The sequence below is a fragment of the Alteromonas sp. 4NS20-0143 genome, from assembly GCF_057542855.1.
The window spans coordinates 148,771-166,546 of the sequence record NZ_BAAJLR010000002.1 but is presented as its reverse complement, the minus strand read 5'-3'; the positions used below and the strand labels follow the sequence as shown (position 1 = coordinate 166,546).

Sequence of the window (17,776 nt, the reverse complement as noted above, 5' to 3'; positions counted from 1 at the left end):
TCTTCTGTCGTTTTTACAAATTTACCGTATTCACTCACAGGCGCTATTAACTAGCGCTAGTGCGTGGCACGATTTACTCGCTTACACTGTTTACTGACGATGTAGGGTAAAGCTTAGAAAGTGTAGCGCCTTTACTTTTAGCGTGCATAAAATGCGCTTTTCTAGCCGCCTCAACTTCTGACATCAGTTCAGACAGAATTTGATTAATACTGTCTGTGCTTTTAGCATTATTAGACTTTGAAAAACGGGCTTGTTGTAATTTATCCAGAGGCCCTCTAATCGCTACTGTGTCGCTTGAGTCTTCTGGCATTGGCCGCCCACTCTCATTGCCATTTAAGGCGCGAAGCCATACTTGTAACGCGCTATCAATTTGTGAAATATCTTTTGCTTTCAGTATGCTAATAAGGACGTTATACGCTTTCTTTTCAACGCTAGAATTGTGTTGATGGTTCAATACGGCTGACGTAGACAGGCTACTTCTATTCTCACTCATTTGAGAGCCTTGACGACTTCTCTTAATAAACAGTACCAAAACAACAAGGGTAACTAACCAACCCAATGCCAGCACGCTAATGAGTAACCAAAGTGTTGTTGTATCGCTTGATTCTGCAATCTTCGGCTCATTTGACTTAATGTCAGAAGGGGCATTTGAAGGCGCTTGGATCACAGAGGGCGTTTTATCTTCTGGCGCTGCTTGGGGCGGGGCACTATCGGTTTGCCCAGAGGCCGCCAGTACGTTAATTGAGCGGGGCGGAATAGTCGCATACTCTGTTTGCTCAGTGAGCGTATTGAACCAAGGAATAGTCACCTCTGGCAAAACCATTTTGCCAGGCTCCGTAGGAATAATAGCTAGCGAGCTCTGTCGCTGAGCAATCAGGTTTTGATTTTTTTCAACTGTAGTCGTGTTTGATTGATCTGGGTATAGCTTGAACGTAGGCGGATAGAATTCCGGTATTTCAGGCAATTGTTCTTCAACGACACCGAGGGCGGTGAGAGTGACTATTCGCGTAACAGGCTCGCCAACAACAAAATTGTCACCTTGCGGCCACTCCTCATCAATTCTCACCATTTCCGATGGAAGCCATGCATAATCAATATCACGAGGAATAGGGTTTATATTTACGACAATATCTGGCCCCACACGGTTAATTTGTTGCGTGCGGTTAAAAAAGCCAAACCGTTGATTTGTATTTGCCGCCATCACCTCACCGGTAAATACAGGGCCTCGTAGCGTGAATTCTCCAGAAGCTTGAGGTACCACTGCAAATTGGCGCTCAATAATTTGATAACGTCTTCCATTTAATATATCAGCGTATTGCTTATCATCACCAAGTTGTCTTATTTCAGCATTCTCCATTTCCGGCGCCTGCAAACTACCTCTTTCAATATTGCTAGAGAGGTGTAATTTTACGGTGTAGAGTAATTGCTGATTAAGGTACGCCTCGTTCTTGTCTATGTCAGTGGTAACGAAATAATCCCTTGCTACATTACTTTGTTCCTGTACTGGGATCACTGAAACTTCAATGGGTGTTGTCGCTTTATCTTCTATGCGCAAAGACGGAATGGTAAATGTCCCTTCTTTTCGAGGGAACAGGGTAGTCGTCCAGGTGGTGGTGCGCTTCGCATCAAAATTCACTATAGAGGTTTGACTGCTCACCGACGTTCGCCCCACCACAAAGTCCTTTAACAGTGATGAGCTATCGAACGCATCCCGATCGGCGCTGCCGTTTGCGGTAACTGTGAGTCTTATGGCTTCGTCTAACATTACCGGGTTGCGATCGATAGTGGCTTCAACTGACTCAATATCAGCCTGCACGTGAAAAGTGACGAAAAAAGTACAAATTAACGTTAATACTGTAGATTTAGATAAAGCTTTCATCTACCAATCTCTCCGGTTTGATGGCATGCGCTGCCTTTTGCGTTTCTCAGCCTCTAGCTGCATTTTTCTTTTTAGCAAAAATGCAGGATCATCAGGTACTCTTCGCATTAGGTTTTCCATGCGTTGCATTTCTTCTTTTTCTGCATCCGTTAGCGGTTGCTCTTGAGCTCCTACAGCTATATCCTCAGCGTCTGCTTGGTTGTCTTGGGTTTCAGCAACCTCACTACTTTGCTGATTAGACTCAGAAGAGTCTTCGCTTTCTGATGGTTCTCCCGCTGCTTCTTGCTCATCAGTTTGTTCGTCTGATGGCTGTTGATTGTTTTGCTGCTGAGACTGCTCAGAACCTTGATCTTGTTCCGAGCCTTCGCTTTGGTCTGAATTTTCTTGTTTAGCCTTGTTTTCAGGGCTATTTTCATTTTCAGAGTTGTTCTCGTTTTCAGAGCCTTGAGATTGTTCCCCTTGCTGTCCCTGTTGGTCGCCTTGTTGCTGCTCTTGCTCTGACTGATCACCATCCTGTTGCCCGCTCTCTTGATTCTCCTGCTCTTGATTTTGTTGCTGTTGATTGAGCAACTCCTCTAGCAGTGATTTATTGGCCTGAGCATCTTCATAGTCTGGCTGCTGTTCTAACACCGAATTGTATTTTTGAATAGCCGCCTCAAGTTTACCGAGCTTGGCAAGGGCATTGCCTTGATTGTACAGACTGTCAATGCCTGGGACGTCTTGATAGGCAGCTAATGCCTCCTCAAATCGGCCAGCTTTATAGAGTGACGATGCTTTCCAGTTATTGTCTTCAAACTGCTCAGCTGCGTCCTTAAATTGCGCTTGCTGGTAACTATTTAACCCTTCTTGGTCCGCATTTAAAAATGGAGTTTGCCACCACGATAGGGGGGTATCTGATGCGGTGTCAGTTTGGGCCGGCGGCTCTGCAGATGCTTTTGCAAATGTTTGCTCTGATGTCTGTGCGTGTGCTACCTGGCTATCAAAGGGAGTTAGCACTCCTACTATGACAAAAAAGAGTAAACCTCGGCGAAACGCAAAGGCAGCAAAAGGCAAGATGAGCAATATAAGGTATGGACCCACTTCTTTCCACTGGTCGCCCTTTGAATCACTTTCTTCTTCACTAGTGTCGTTAGCGTCACGCTCTAACAATGACACTGTGCTTAGCGCCTCAATATCGTCATCGTTTGAGGTAAAGGATTCAAGCTGGCCGCCACTTGCTCTGATGACGCCACGGATCACATCCTCTTTTAGTTTAGGAACGACGATGCTTCCAGATGTATCTTTAAGCAGTTCGCCATTTAGCTGTCTGATTGGTGCGCCTTCAGCACTACCCACCGTCAGTGCGTTCACTGTAAATGGAATGCCGCTCACGTATTCCTGAAGCTCTTGTTGCTGACCAAACTCAATACCATCTGTTATCCAGTAAATTGCCCCGTTGTTAAAGCCGGCATTGGTTAGCAGTTCGACGGCCGCTTCTATGCCAAGAAGTGGGTCGCTACCAGGTACCGGCATGATCTCTGGGGATAAACTGGGAAGTAGACTAGTAATGTTCGCGGCATCTTCAGTTAAAGGGCTTATAACGAAGGCGTCGCCTGCATAGGCCACCAACCCCATTTCGCCCTCGGAGATCGTGTTGACTAAATCGATGGCCTTGTATTTGGCGCGAGTGAGCCTGTCCGGTGTCATATCCGTTGCTCGCATTGACATCGACATATCAATAACTACCACATGACCCATTTTAAGCTGATAAACCGGCTGGGGAAGGCGTTCCCATGTTGGACCTGCAAGCGCTACAACGGCAATACACCATGTGAATGGAAGTAACCAAAGTGGTGGACGTTTTCCTTTTTCCACTTTTCCCACAACCATATGGTTATAGAGGTGAGCGGGAATCACCGATTGCCAGCCCGAATACTTCGCAGAGCGAGTTCTTAGCCACACATAAAGCACTAACAACGGGATTGCACTGTAAAACCACTCAGGTCGAATAAAGTGAAGGTTGTTTAGGAAATCAGGGCTGTTTAAAAAGTCAGTGTTGATCACGCCTGCTTCTCCACGCTTTCTTTATCGGTGCTTTTTAAGCTCATACCACCAAACAGCGACTTTAAAAGTGCACCTATTACCCATAACATCGAGCCTAATAGAGCGAAGGCTAACGGGTAGTAAAACAATGCCGTAAGCGGGCGCATTTTGCGAGTTTCACCTTCGATAGGCTCAAGAGTATCAAGCTGTTGATAAATGGAATTGAGTTCTTCAGCATTGCGAGCGCGAAAATACTGCCCGCCAGTAGAACTAGCAATATCCGAAAGCATCGTTTCGTCTAGCTCTTGGGAAGGGTTTATTTGTCGGCTGCCGAAAAAGCTTTGGATGAGCATTTTGTCAGCGCCTACACCAATCGTGTATATTTTTACGCCTTTATTGATTGCCAGTTCCTTTGCTTGTTCTGGTGTGATGTTACCTGCTGTATTTTGACCATCAGTGAGAAGAATGAGCACGTTATTTGATTCATCTTTTGCATCAAACCGTTTTACCGCCAAGCCTATTGCATCGCCAATAGCAGTCTGTTCACCGACTAACCCGATAACGGCTTCACTAAGAAGTGTAGATACGGTTTCTCTATCGTACGTGAGAGGCGCCTGAACATAGGCTGTATCAGCAAATAGAATGAGCCCTAACCTGTCACCCACTCGGCGTTGAATAAAATCGTACACCACAGACTTTGTCATTGTTAGCCGATTAACCTGCCGGCCATTTAACTGCATATCGTCTATTTTCATGCTGCCGGATAAATCAACCGCAAGCATCATTTCTCTGCCTTCATTTGGAATGCTGACGGGCTCACCTAGCCACTGGGGTTGAGCGGCAGCCGTGACTAACGCTAGCCATATAAGCGTTGCTGTTGCCAGCGCTACCGTACTCTTTTTAACCGTTCTGTCTTCATTGTGTTGCTCGGGACGCAGCCTAGGCACTCGAAGAGCAGCCAACGAAGGTTCTGACGCCTTAGGTACTAGAAACCTCACTATCAAGGGCAAAGGCAGTGCAAGAAATGCCCACCACCAATTGAAATCCAGCATTATAATGTTGCCTCTAAATACGACGGAATACGATGTTGCCTTGGAAATTTTGCGTTTTTAATCCACATTTTTACAGCATCATGGGAGACAGCAAAATCAGTATGCTGTGCACTATTTCGATAAAGGTTCGCATGTAACGAAGTCAGGCCTTCATTAAGGGTTTGCGCGTTTTTAGGGCACGAAGCTAACAGAAAATCTCGCCACTGCTGATTATGCAGGCTACTGATGCGTTCTTTAGGAAAGTAGGAAAGGGCGGTTCGCTTTAATAATGTATTTAACTGAACAGGCCAATCATCGGCATGCTCTGATATTGTCCCTAATGCCTTTAATGCTTCCTTGCGAGGTCTGTTAAATGCAATTCGACGTTTTATGAAAACAATGAGGGCAATCAATACAACCACACTCAATAGCATTAAAAGCCACCATCCCCAATCGAGTGGCCACCAATCAACGCCCGTAGGTGTTTTAATGTCTCGCAACTGAGAAAGTGGATCTTGTTCTGGTGATGCTTGTAACGCCATTACACTTTCTCTCTTTGCATACTTTGAAGTTGCTCATCTAATGGATAGGCGCTAGAGACGTGATAGCGTGCAATGCTCATCTGTTTGAGCGTTTGCGTAATTGCTGTGTTTTGTTCTTCGCGCCATTCACTGTAGCTGAGCGTTTCCTTGCTATCGCCAAGTACCCAACGCTGATTCACAACGCCATCAGACACGTTTGCGCTTTGCAGCGCGTTGGTTTCTGGCAATTTGTGTTCGAAAGGATCATCGACAACGATAGCTCTCACTTCACAATGACGTGTGAGGTGCGTTAAATGCTGCTGTGCCGCTGTGCTCATGTTTTGAAAATCAGAAACTAAATAAACCAAACTACCTGGCTTAGCCAAACGCCTTGCTCTAGCGCAAGCGTCAGAAAAAGCGTCTCGGTCGCGAGCAGTATTCGGCTGCTCCCCATGAGCACCTTGGCTTAATGCTATTAGCTCATGGCAAACGTGAAGTACGGCTTTTTTTCTACTTAATGGCTTTATTTCTTTGTGACTATTTTGATTAAAAACCAAGGCGCCTACTTTGTCTCCTCGAGCGGCGGCAGACCAACTTATTAGCGAAGAGATATGCGCTGCTTGAACGGCCTTTGTCAGTAGTTTCGTGCCAAACCCCATGGAAGGAAGGTAGTCGCAGAAAATAAAAACAGGACGTTCTCTTTCTTCTCTATAAATTTTGGTATGGGTTTTTCCAGTTCTCGCAGTTACGCGCCAGTCGATGGCTCGAATATCGTCACCAGGCTGGTAGTGGCGGGCCTCATCGAATTCCATGCCTCTACCTTTATGCTTGGTGAGATAGCTCCCGCTTAAGCGCGCTTGTGGCACCTTTTTGGGAGTTAAGTTCATCAGTTTTGCCAGCTGCTGATAGCGCAGTAACTCTGCTGTCGTCAGATTTACCCCATCGCTTTTTAACTTCTCTAATTGCGAGTGAATGTTTGACATGGCTTATGGTACGGCAACGGTAGCGACTATTTTATCGAGTACATCATTGACAGTAACGCCTTCGGCCTCTGCCTGATAAGACAAAATAATTCGGTGTCTCAGTACATTGTGAACAACGGCTTGAATATCATCAGGTCCAACAAAGTCACGGCCGCTAAGCCAGGCGTGGGCGCGAGCACAACGATCTAGCCCGATAGTAGCTCGTGGACTGGTTCCCATAGCAATCCACTGAGCAAGACTGTCGTCGAAAAGCCCGGGTTTGCGCGTAGCCATAATAAGTTGCACTAGGTAATTTTCTAACTCAGGTGCCATGTAAAGAGACAGTGCCTCTTTACGAGACGCGAAGATATCGTCTTGACTCAGTGTTGGCGGTGTCACCGGCGGTTGCGATAGCGCCTCTCCTCGAGTAAGTCGTAAAATCTCTAATTCAGTATCTGCATCGGGATAGTCAATATCAACATGCATTAAAAATCTGTCGAGCTGTGCTTCAGGGAGTGGATAGGTTCCTTCCTGTTCTAGCGGATTCTGCGTTGCCATCACCAAAAATAGAGGAGGCAAAGGGTAAGTTTTACTTCCTACCGTTATCTGGCGCTCTGCCATGGCTTCTAATAACGCAGACTGCACTTTAGCAGGCGCTCGGTTTATCTCATCGGCAAGTACTAAATTGTGGAAAAGAGGGCCTTTCTGAAAAACAAACTCCCCTGTCTCAGGGCGGTAAATGTCTGTTCCCGTTAAATCAGCAGGCAACAAATCCGGTGTAAACTGAACTCGATGAAAGTCGCCATCCACGCCATTGGCCAGGGCATTTATAGCACGGGTTTTAGCAAGACCTGGCGGTCCTTCCACAAGAAGGTGTCCATCGGCGAGTAGCGCTATTAAAATACTTTTTGTTAATGCATGTTGACCGATAATTTGCTGATCAAGGTAAGCATGTAATTGTTTAAATTGCTCTGCTGCCATATTGCCATTTTTCCAATTAAATTCTAGTTATCAGGAAGTGCCCGTGACGCTTATGAGGAAATGTCGACCACTTTGCACAAAAAAAGCGTAGTTTCTGAGGTCATCACCTAGACTTACCTAAACAATGACACAAAACAGACTGTGTTTCTCATATAAGGTTCATTTTGCATTACTTCAAGTCACTTATGTGGATGAAAATAAGAAATGCCATATTAAATTGCGAAGAAATTTTGGTGAGGCTGATAAGAAACACGATCTACACGCCCTAATCTAGCTAAAAGGTAGTCTGCCCATATTCTTTGCTTGATGACCGTTATATTCCTCGCATTATTTGCTATTTTGTTCATAGTTTGTAAAAATCAGTGTTATTACAGGTCAGACCACTTGTGCTGAGTGCCAATAACACTTGCTAAGGGTCACTAATTTAGGTGCATTATGTCCACAAAACAATCAGTTACAACCCGAGAGGGTGATCGTATCGCTATTGTCGCGGGGTTACGTACTCCCTTCGCAAAGATGGCGACATATTTTCACGGCGTTCCCGCTGTAGACCTAGGCAAGATGGTCGTGAACGAACTTCTTGTTCGCCACGGAATTCAAAAAGAGTGGGTGGATCAGGTTGTCTATGGACAAGTAGTGCAAATGCCTGAAGCGCCAAACATTGCTCGTGAAATTGTATTGGGCACTGGCATGAATGTGCATACTGATGCGTACAGCGTCTCACGAGCGTGTGCCACAAGCTTTCAGTCTACGGTTAATATTGCCGAAAGCATGATGGCGGGACACGTTCAGGTTGGTATTGCAGGTGGCGCCGACTCTACGTCTGTATCTCCAATTGGTGTATCTAAGAATTTAGCCAGAGCGTTGGTTGATTTGCAAAAAACAAAAACTCTTGGTCAGAAGCTGAATATTTTCAAGCGCCTTGGTCTTAAAGATTTAGCCCCTGTACCGCCTGCAGTTGCAGAGTATTCATCGGGACTGTCAATGGGACAGACTGCAGAGCAAATGGCGAAGTCTCATGGTATTAGCCGTGAAGAGCAAGATAAGTTGGCTCACCGCTCGCACAGCTTCGCAGCGCAAAGTTGGGAGGAAGGCAAGTTATCAAGTGAAGTAATGACTGCTTATGCCGAACCTTATAAAGGTGCTCTTGAGCGCGACAATAATGTGCGTTTCGACTCAAAGTTAGAAAGTTACGCCAAACTACGCCCTGTTTTTGACAAGAAGTACGGCTCTGTGACTGCGGCTAACGCCACGCCACTTACCGACGGTGCATCTGCCGTTATCATGATGACAGAAAGTCGTGCTAAAGAGCTAGGATATACTCCACTTGGTTACATCAAGAGCTATGCATTTTCTGCTATTGATGTGTGGGAAGACATGTTGATGGGACCTTCTTATGCTACACCCATTGCGTTAGATAGAGCCGGCATGACGCTAAACGACCTTACCTTAATAGAAATGCACGAAGCATTTGCTGCGCAAACACTTGCCAATGTAAAAATGTTTGCAAGCGATAAATTCGCCAAAGAAAAGCTAGGGCGAAGCAAAGCCACGGGCGAAATTGATATGGACAAGTTCAATGTAATGGGCAGCTCGATTGCTTACGGCCATCCATTTGCCGCTACGGGAACTCGTATGATTACGCAGATGCTAAATGAGCTAAATCGTCGTGGAGGCGGAAGTGGCCTTCTTACAGCATGCGCAGCCGGTGGTTTAGGCGCAGCTATGATTGTGGAGACAGAATAATATGAGTCAGGAAAATATGAGCCAAAACACAGAAGTGAACGAGGCAGCCACGCCCACCACAGGTGCGTTTACGTTGACTAAGCAGGACAACGGCGTTGCTATTTTAAGCATGGATGTGCCTGGTGAGAGCATGAATACGCTAAAAGCCGAGTTCGGCGATGAAATTAGCGCAATGCTAGATGATATTGAGCAAGACAATAGCATTAAAGGCGTAGTCGTTATTAGCGGTAAGCGTAATTCGTTTGTTGCTGGCGCCGATATCTCTATGCTTGCTGCGTGCAAAACAGCCGAAGATGCAACAGCAATTGCTGCTGGTGGCCAAGCTGTGTTCGACCGAATTGAAAATATGAAAGCCACATTTGTCGCTGCCATCCACGGACCTGCCTTGGGTGGCGGTTTGGAACTGGCGCTTGCTTGTCACTATCGCGTGTGTACCGACGCACCAAGCACGCAAGTTGGCTTACCAGAAGTACAACTTGGCTTATTACCAGGAAGTGGCGGTACCCAACGTCTTCCGCGTCTCATTGGTATACAGCAAGCGATGAAAATGATGCTAACAGGTTCGCCAGCTAGAGCGAAACAAGCTAAGAAGTACGGCATTGTTGACGAAGTTGTACCAGAAAGTGTCTTGCGTAAAGTGGCTGAGCAATTTGCGCTTAAGCGCAAGCCAGAGCGCGAAGCGCCGCAAAAAGGGCTAATGAATAAAGTATTGGAGACTACCGGTCCTGGTCGCAATATGATGTTCAAAAAAGCGCGTGAAGCCACGTTTGCTAAAACTAAGGGCAATTACCCATCACCAGGTTATATTATTGATGTTATTGAAACTGGCATTAATGATGGAATGAAAGCGGGTTTAAAGGCAGAAGCAGAAGCATTTGGTAAATTGGTGATGACGCCAGAGTCATTCCAGCTTCGCCAAATATTCTTTGCTACTACCGAAATGAAAAAAGAAAACGGTGTAGAAGGCGTTACCCCTGCAAAGATGAAGAAAGTGGGCGTTCTAGGCGGTGGCCTTATGGGCGGCGGTATTGCCTTTGTTACATCAACAAAGGCTGGCGTGCCTGTGCGTATTAAAGATGTGCGCGCAGAAGGTATTGCTAATGCAATGAAGTACAGCTATGACATCTTAAATAAAAAGGTGAAGAAGCGTTTTATTCGCAACAGCGAAATGCAGAAGCAATTAGCCTTGCTAACGGGAACATTGGACTACAGCGGTTATAAAGACATTGATATCGTTGTAGAAGCCGTTTTTGAAGATCTGGATTTAAAGCAAAAGATGGTGGCTGACATTGAAGAAAATTGTAAAGAAACAACAATTTTCGCATCAAATACGTCATCTATTCCTATCACGCAAATTGCTGAGAAAGCTGCCCGTCCAGAAAATGTAATTGGTCTGCACTATTTCTCCCCGGTTGATAAAATGCCGTTGGCGGAAGTGATTGCTCATGACAAAACCTCAGATGATGTCATTTCATCTACGGTTGAGTTTGCGAAGAAGCAGGGCAAGACACCGGTTGTGGTTAAAGACGGCGCAGGCTTTTATGTGAATCGTATTTTAGCGCCTTACATGAATGAAGCGGCTAACTTAATCTTAGATGGCGAGCCAATTGAGCATATTGACAAGTCTTTAGTGAAATTTGGGTTCCCAGTTGGCCCAGTCAAGCTGCTTGATGAGGTTGGTATAGACGTAGGCACCAAAATTATTCCATTTTTAGTGGAAGCGTTTGGTGAGCGTTTCACCGCGCCTTCTGCATTTGACAAAGTATTGTCTGATGGACGTAAAGGTAAGAAAAATAAGAAAGGGTTTTACGATTACGAAGGTAAGAAACCTGGTAAAGAAGTAGATGAAAGCATTTATGAATTATTAGGGCTATCGCCGTCGAGCAAACTCAGCGAGAAAGAAGTGGCCGAGCGCTGTGTTCTAATGATGCTAAACGAAGCTGCTCGCTGTTTAGATGAAGGTGTAATTCGCAATGCCCGTGATGGTGATATTGGTGCTATCTTCGGTATTGGATTCCCGCCGTTTTTAGGTGGTCCGTTCCGATACATGGACACGCTTGGCATAAAGCATGTTGTAGCTAGGCTAAATCATTACTCTACAGCTGTTGGTGATAAGTTCGCGCCAGCTGATGTACTGGTGAAAATGGCGGAAAGCGATAAGTCGTTTTACTAACATCTAATGAAGTACGATATAAAAACGGGGCATTTAATCAATGCCCCGTTTTTTTTAGTCTTTTTTAAGTAAGAGCTTTTTTAAATAAGAGCTTTTAGTCAGAGGCCTTAGTTGAACCCACAGCAAATTGCTAAAGCACCGGCTTTGCAAGCTTACCCTTAGCTACTTCAAGTAAGTTTGAACCTTAAAATAAAGCAGGGTTAATAATGCTGCGGCAAAAAAATACTTCGATGTGAATACATACTCACCTTTAGACACTGCGAAATACATTACCATCACCCAGCAGTACACAATATTCACAACGATCAATCCTTGGCCAAATCGATAAAGCTTTTTTGTGGGTTTAATGAATTGCATTGTGAAATCTCGATGTAAAGTCTAGACCCGACTTCACAATGGATCTTGAGCCTAAACTTGCATTCGCGGCATTTGCATAAAAAATTTCTTTCATGATTCAGTCTGCTTACTTGTTTAATAAATAGGATGAAACGACCTAGAGTCGTTTTTTAAATTCAAAACTTATTTACTCGTGATGAGTTTAAGAAGGGTAGTGGATTCAATACAATTTATTAACTGTTCGTCAGCCTAGAATTAATATAGAGCCATTTCCGTGCGGAAGGCTTTTTGTTAGTAATTAACGCCAAAAGATAAGTTTTGGTTACTATAGCGTTGCTTAAATGTTAAATGCAGGGCGTTCGTCGATTTTCGTTCATGTAGCTGTAATTTGTGCTGGTTTATTGAGCATTTATGGTTAGAATCGCCCTCGTTTTCTTAAGATATTGCCGGTTTATCAGTCAAAACGAAACTTCATATTGTAATGACAATACTGATGTCAAAAAAATGGCGTCTCATTTAACGGAGACCGTTATTACTGCAACCATCTTGATGGCGATCATTTTTATGGCGATACAATGTTCAAAGTGAATGATGTTACCGTTTTAATAAACAGGCAATGGTTACTTGATATGGTTTAATCAAAACCCTTCGAAATTGTGGAGATGTAGAGTGTTGTCACTTATCCTCGTATGTATGATATTTAGCGCCTATTTTTATGTAGAGGCGTTTAAGTGGGGTATGAATGCCAGACGCTGGGCGGCGGCAGGTTTACTCCTAGGCCCTGTAGTGCTTCCTATGTTCTCTATTTCGCGTCATATCCATTGGCGCAACGCTGTAGGCTACAACAACCTCTTTATTGCCGCATAAGGGCTTACAGGACGCTTTGACTTAATTCAGTGAAATGTGTGGTGATGGGTGGAGTACAGGCCGAATGATTCGGTAAAAACTAGGCATAAAAAAAGAGAGCCGAGGCTCTCTTTTTAGAATCTGTGTCAGTGCGCATTACCAGCCTAAACCACGGCCATTGTTACCTGTGCGAGGCTTTGGAATGTAACTTTCTGTCGCTACTTCTTTTTTAGTCTCAGGAGCCTGCTTGGCGCCGTCTTGCTTGTCAGCAGCAACTGGGGTAGCGGTAGATAGTACTAGTGCAACAGCGTACTCTTTTAACATGTCTTTTCCTCTGATTTTTTAATTTTTTTAAACGAACAAACAAAGTCGATTTGAATTTTTATTGTCGACTCTTACCGACATTTATATCTTTGCTAAACTTGTGCCAGTTTGTAAAAATCATTTAAAAACAGAGGTTTGGTTGGTTTTTGTTGGTTTTTTGACGGTTTTTCAATACCAAAGTCTATTAAACTTTTGCCTAATAGGCGGTAAATTGCCGGAATGGATTGTGAGGGAGAGGCAGAACTTAGCCTGCCATAAAATGCACATTTCAAAGGTTTGGAATAGTAGGCTGTTAGCTACTGTAAATCGGCGTTGCCAAGGATTGTATTTAGCTGGTGATTTTCGGTAAGTAGCTTTTCAAAGCGCTCTGCATTAAGTGGTTTACTGTAGAGAAAACCTTGCAGCATTTCGCAATCGTAACGACGCAGAATATTAAGCTGAGCCTCTTCTTCTACGCCTTCAGCAACCACTTTAAGTCCGAGGTTGTGGGCAATATTTATAATGGCTGCTGCCATATGACGGTCCACGCTACTTTTTGCGATATCGTCGATAAACGCTTTATCGATTTTAAGGGTGTTTAGTGGAAAGCGCTTGAGATACGCAAGTGACGAGTAGCCAGTACCAAAGTCGTCGAGGGCCAAGTGTATACCTCGCTCTCGCAGGCGGGTCATCATTTGAAGGCCATTTTCCGGGCTCTCCATTAATGTACCTTCGGTTATCTCGCATTCTAAATGTAGCGGAGATAGCCCCACGTCACTCAATATCCGGTTGATGCGCTCGTCCAAGTCAGGTAATTCAAATTGCTTGGCAGAGATGTTGACAGCTACGCGACCGCTAAATAACCCCTGACTGACCCAGCGCTTTGTATCGGCGCAGGCTTTTCTTAAAACTTGCTCGCCTATCTCAATGATTTGGCCAGTTTGCTCTGCAAGGGGAATGAATTGGCCAGGGCTTACAATCCCTTTTTGAGGATGCTCAAACCGCACTAGAGCTTCCATACTGACAAGTCTGCCTGATGTAATATCTACCTTGGGCTGGTAGTACACGGTGAAGAGGTCGTCTTTGATCCCTTGTCTAATTAGGTTTTCGATTTGAAGCTGTCGTACGGCGTTTTGATTCATTTCACCGCTAAAGAACTGATAGCTGTTGCCGCCGTTGTTCTTAGCAAAATACATGGCCGTATCGGCATTTTTTAGCATTTCTTGGGGGGACATACCGTCATCAGGGAAGAATGCGATCCCTATACTAGCGCCAAGTACAAATTCCTGTTTGTTAATAATAAACGGCCGCGACAGGGTATCCAACACGTTTTGTGCATAGTGCGTAACGGTGTGAATATCTGCATTATTCTCCATTAAAATACTAAATTCATCGCCGCCGAGGCGATAACAGGTGGCTGTTTTACCGGTAATTCTCTGTAATCGTTTAGCAATTTGTTTGATTAAAATGTCACCGGTTTGATGGCCGAGCGAGTCATTTATTTTCTTAAAATTATCCATGTCCAAACAAAGGAGCGTGTGCTGCTCGCCTTTACGCACTAAGTTTTGATGACTGGCCTGAAAGAACGACCTATTTGGTAACTCAGTCAGTGGGTCGGTATTGGCAAGTTTAAGCAGTTCTTTCTCGGTGTTTTTACGCGATGTAATATCACTAAAAACGCCCACAAAATGGCTGATTTTTCCGTCTTCATCATGCACGGCATCGATATTAAGCTCAATCTCAAAACGTTCGCCATTAACGCGCACGCTCTCTACCTCGCCACTCCAGTTGCCTTTGCTCTTTAAGGTTTTCTTAATTTCTTCTGTAAAGGCATCTGGGTATAAATGAAAATGCATATAGCTGGCTAGCGCTTGGTCTCTAGTTTCACCGGTATAGCCACAGTAAGCGTTGTTAACACTGATAAATTTAAATTTAGTGTTTGAAATAAACACCCCTTCAGAGATGTTTTCAATGGAGCGCTTAAATAAATTTAACTGCTCTTCAGCTTCCTTAAGGTGATTAATATTCTTTAGCGTACCCGTCATGCGAATTGGCTGTTGATTGTGATCTCGCTCTACAACCTTTCCTCTATCGAGAATCCAAATCCACTGGTTTTTAAACGTTTTCGCTCTGTAGGCAAGTTCGTAGAAGTCGCTTTTCCCTTCTAAGTGCTCTCTCAGTGAGTCTTTAACGCGTTTAAGATCGTTAGGGTGTATGTTGGCATCATAAGCCCCTGTAGTTCGTATATCATCTTGAGGGAAATCTAGGGTGCCCCAGGTATTAGCCCGATACACTTGACCTCGGTAAACGTCCCAATCCCACAACTCATCCCCTGAACTCCACAGCGTTAACTTTAATCGTTCTTCAGACTCTTTTATCGCTAGCTGATTGGCTTTTCGAATTTGAAATTGTCTAACCAGAAATGCAACAATTACTACCGTGACTAGCGCATAAAATACAAGGGCCACTGCGTGTAACCAAGGCGGGCGTTCAACTTCGATGTCCAAAGAGCGGCTTTCAGACCATTGCTTGCCAGGTTCTTTCGCCTGAACTTCAAAGGTATAGCGACCAAAGCTGATATTATTGAACTGAGCAACTCGTCCACCGTCGATATAAATCCAGTTTGCGTCTAAATTACTTAGACGATAGCGATATGACACTTGAGAAGGGTAAACAGGATTCACTAATGCAAAAGAGAGGCTGAACCGCGTTTCATCATGCGCTAATAGAACCTTTTCGCGATAATGTACATCTTGGCGGTCAGCATTAGCATGATATTCATTACCTGTTGAGTTTTGTTGCTTGTCGTCTGACTTTGTCGCTCCAAAAACGTTTAACTGCGAGAGTTGCGGGGCTGTAGTCCGTAAATTATTACCCTGAAAACTCCTCAGCTTTTTTGAAATTTTGTTATAGCCTTTACTTCCTCCGAAATATATTGAGTCATCTTGTGCAACAAAGACTGAGGACTCACCTAGGCTGTTGTAACTCAATTCAGAGTACGGAATAAGAGATTCTTGGGTTAGCGAAGGCAGAGCAATCTGGTGTACCCCTGCTGCATCGGCATACCAAATACTACGCCCAACCCCAATAGAAGAGATGATATACCCATTTCTATCATTTCTGACCTGCCGTTTTACAATTTCGAAAGAATCCTTATCGACCATAAGAACCCCGTCCGAACGAGTGGTTAACCAAAACGCTTCTGTAGTCTCATAGATAGAATAGACTTGGGAATTTAAGCCGTCACTCTGCGTAATATAGGCTTCAATTTCATTTGAGAATGGCGATACTACAGTAATGCCTTGATCGTCACGTAACCATAGGCGTTTTAAGCTATCTGTAAATATAGGTATAAGAGTGGCAGGAAGTCCATCAATGGATAATTTAGTGGGTGACACTGCTTTGTTTGGATTCGTTAAAGCTCTAGTGTCAATATATTGTGTAGCGAGCTTTTCATGCCAAACCCATATCATGTCATCATGGTAATGAATGTGGTCAATAATATCGCCTTCAAATAGATGTGCAGCTTTTACAACAGTCCCGTTTTCTTCTTTGAAAGCAATTAGTCCATCGGAAGAGGCAACCCAGTAGTATCCTTGAGCATCGATAGCCAAGTCCCAATAATTTGTTTGAATGCTGTCCTCATCGGAGCGAACTAAGTAATTAACTTTTCCAGATAATTTATTAAATTTTGCAAGCCCTCGTTCCTGAGTTACTAAAACTAGATCGTCAGTATTATTCTCTGAAAGTGCCCATACTGTCGCAAAATTATCTTCTGTTTGGCGAGAGGAGTTGTAGACAGGTTGGTAATTTACACTAGCGTATTCAGGGTGGTATCTGAATGCTCCCTGACGAAAGGTACCTGCCCACACTACCCCCGTTCTGTCTACAGCTACCCGAATAATCACTGCTGCCGGGAAACCCGTCGATTCAAAGTTGTCTGAATTCAAATGCAGCGACTGGAGTTCAGTAGTAGGCGTTATTTCTTGTACAGCAGCATCACTTAAAACAAAGAGACCAGAGGTAGTGCCCATCCAGACGTCGCTTTTATTAATTGTAATATTCAAAACATTGAGGTCGCCATCAAAGCCTAAGTCAGCACCATTTTTTACAAGGATTGTTTTACCGCGGGCATTGACGATATTTATGCCTTCTTTGGTTGCTAGCCAGTAGTTGCCGTTAATAATCTTAATGTCGTGTAACGCAGCGGAATCAAGGGTAATTCCCCATGGATTCACCTTGTCTAAACTTGATAACTCCCCAGTTTCTTTATCAAGTATTTTTGCACCAAATTCATTCGATCCAATCCAGGTGCGGTTGGCCTCATCCATTATCACTTTTACAAACGTCCGTTCATCAAATACTTGTTTTGCAGAAGTAATATTGTTTTGACTTTTATCAAATTGGTAAAGAAACTTTTCGTCAGCGAACAGAATTTTGCCAGCCTTTGATTCGCTTATCGCGGTAATTGAATTAGACTTGATTATAGAGTTGTCTTTATTAAACACCTCAAAGTTATCGGTGTCCGGTTTGTATTTTGCTAGGCCATTATTCGTTCCAAGCCAAAGTATGCCGTCTGAGTCTAAAAATAATGTTTGGATAAAACCTGATGGAATTGAATTTGCGTCGATATCTGAAGGGTGGTACTGCTTAACTTCATATCCAGAATAGCGGTTAAGACCGTTTGAGGTTGCTAGCCATATAAAGCCTTTATTGTCTTCGACTATGTCTAGTACAGCAGTGTCAGACAAGCCTTGGCGTTTGCTTATCTCTGTAAATTTAAGATCGGATACTTCTATTGCGTGTGCAGAAGAGCATAACCCTGAAAGCAGCAACAAGAAAACGGACACAGTTTGTAATAGGGTTGAACGCACCTAAACACCTTTGGCTTACGCCGATTGTTTTTATTTTTTATGTTTTATTTTTACAGCGTCCTAGTCGCATCCCTAACAACTAGAGGAATAAATATGCCGAAT

General features: G+C 44.1%; 11 protein-coding genes. 3 read left to right on the top strand and 8 right to left on the bottom strand.

Translation table 11 applies throughout. The features are described from left to right. Nucleotides 1–73: 73 nt before the first annotated feature. The 6 genes from AC27HD_RS04475 to AC27HD_RS04450 are packed head-to-tail and all read right to left on the bottom strand — an operon-like array spanning nucleotide 74 to nucleotide 7,396. Nucleotides 74–1,879: a BatD family protein gene (locus AC27HD_RS04475; RefSeq protein ID WP_487104094.1), complete on the bottom strand. Its 1,806-nt coding sequence runs from the start codon at nucleotides 1,877–1,879 to the stop codon at nucleotides 74–76. Next, entirely contained in the window at nucleotides 1,880–3,922 is a 2,043-nt protein-coding gene (locus AC27HD_RS04470) for a vWA domain-containing protein (protein ID WP_487104092.1), read from the bottom strand. Continuing rightward, nucleotides 3,919–4,953: a vWA domain-containing protein gene (locus tag AC27HD_RS04465; protein WP_487104090.1), complete on the bottom strand. Its 1,035-nt coding sequence runs from the start codon at nucleotides 4,951–4,953 to the stop codon at nucleotides 3,919–3,921. Before AC27HD_RS04465 ends, AC27HD_RS04470 begins: the two co-directional genes overlap by 4 nt. Further along, a complete protein-coding gene (locus tag AC27HD_RS04460) occupies nucleotides 4,953–5,474 on the bottom strand; it encodes a DUF4381 domain-containing protein (RefSeq protein ID WP_052010017.1) in 522 nt (173 codons plus the stop codon). Before AC27HD_RS04460 ends, AC27HD_RS04465 begins: the two co-directional genes overlap by 1 nt. Further along, nucleotides 5,474–6,436 carry a DUF58 domain-containing protein gene (locus tag AC27HD_RS04455; RefSeq protein WP_487104088.1) on the bottom strand — a complete coding sequence of 321 codons (963 nt, stop codon included), beginning with the start codon at nucleotides 6,434–6,436 and terminating at the stop codon, nucleotides 5,474–5,476. Before AC27HD_RS04455 ends, AC27HD_RS04460 begins: the two co-directional genes overlap by 1 nt. 3 nt (nucleotides 6,437–6,439) lie before the next feature. Continuing rightward, nucleotides 6,440–7,396 carry an AAA family ATPase gene (locus AC27HD_RS04450; protein WP_349379021.1) on the bottom strand — a complete coding sequence of 319 codons (957 nt, stop codon included), beginning with the start codon at nucleotides 7,394–7,396 and terminating at the stop codon, nucleotides 6,440–6,442. A gap of 435 nt (nucleotides 7,397–7,831) precedes the next feature. Here AC27HD_RS04450 and fadI point away from each other — a divergent pair, with 435 nt between their 5' ends. From fadI to AC27HD_RS04435, 3 genes are all read left to right on the top strand, one after another. After that, entirely contained in the window at nucleotides 7,832–9,142 is a 1,311-nt protein-coding gene (gene fadI / locus AC27HD_RS04445; protein ID WP_032094529.1) for an acetyl-CoA C-acyltransferase FadI, read from the top strand. A 1-nt stretch (nucleotide 9,143) separates the two neighbouring features. After that, nucleotides 9,144–11,315 (top strand): fatty acid oxidation complex subunit alpha FadJ, encoded by a 2,172-nt coding sequence (gene fadJ, locus AC27HD_RS04440; protein ID WP_442853183.1) that lies wholly within the window; start codon nucleotides 9,144–9,146, stop codon nucleotides 11,313–11,315. 1,005 nt (nucleotides 11,316–12,320) lie between these two features. Continuing rightward, nucleotides 12,321–12,518 (top strand): hypothetical protein, encoded by a 198-nt coding sequence (locus AC27HD_RS04435; protein ID WP_487104086.1) that lies wholly within the window; start codon nucleotides 12,321–12,323, stop codon nucleotides 12,516–12,518. Nucleotides 12,519–12,653: 135 nt separating this feature from the next. Here AC27HD_RS04435 and AC27HD_RS04430 read toward each other — a convergent pair whose 3' ends face one another. Together AC27HD_RS04430 and AC27HD_RS04425 are read right to left on the bottom strand one after the other, a co-directional pair. Next, a complete protein-coding gene (locus AC27HD_RS04430) occupies nucleotides 12,654–12,821 on the bottom strand; it encodes a hypothetical protein (protein WP_487104084.1) in 168 nt (55 codons plus the stop codon). A 296-nt stretch (nucleotides 12,822–13,117) separates the two neighbouring features. Beyond that, a complete protein-coding gene (locus AC27HD_RS04425; RefSeq protein WP_487104082.1) occupies nucleotides 13,118–17,674 on the bottom strand; it encodes an EAL domain-containing protein in 4,557 nt (1,518 codons plus the stop codon). Nucleotides 17,675–17,776: the final 102 nt, after the last annotated feature.

Bases quoted from the DNA above. Each gene is read 5' to 3' on its own strand.
- AC27HD_RS04475 (WP_487104094.1), bottom strand. From the start codon at position 1,879: ATGAAAGCTTTATCTAAATCTACAGTATTAACGTTAATTTGTACTTTT.
- AC27HD_RS04465 (WP_487104090.1), bottom strand. From the start codon at position 4,953: ATGCTGGATTTCAATTGGTGGTGGGCATTTCTTGCACTGCCTTTGCCC.
- AC27HD_RS04460 (WP_052010017.1), bottom strand. From the start codon at position 5,474: ATGGCGTTACAAGCATCACCAGAACAAGATCCACTTTCTCAGTTGCGA.
- AC27HD_RS04455 (WP_487104088.1), bottom strand. From the start codon at position 6,436: ATGTCAAACATTCACTCGCAATTAGAGAAGTTAAAAAGCGATGGGGTA.
- AC27HD_RS04450 (WP_349379021.1), bottom strand. From the start codon at position 7,396: ATGGCAGCAGAGCAATTTAAACAATTACATGCTTACCTTGATCAGCAA.
- fadI (WP_032094529.1), top strand. From the start codon at position 7,832: ATGTCCACAAAACAATCAGTTACAACCCGAGAGGGTGATCGTATCGCT.
- fadJ (WP_442853183.1), top strand. From the start codon at position 9,144: ATGAGTCAGGAAAATATGAGCCAAAACACAGAAGTGAACGAGGCAGCC.
- AC27HD_RS04430 (WP_487104084.1), bottom strand. From the start codon at position 12,821: ATGTTAAAAGAGTACGCTGTTGCACTAGTACTATCTACCGCTACCCCA.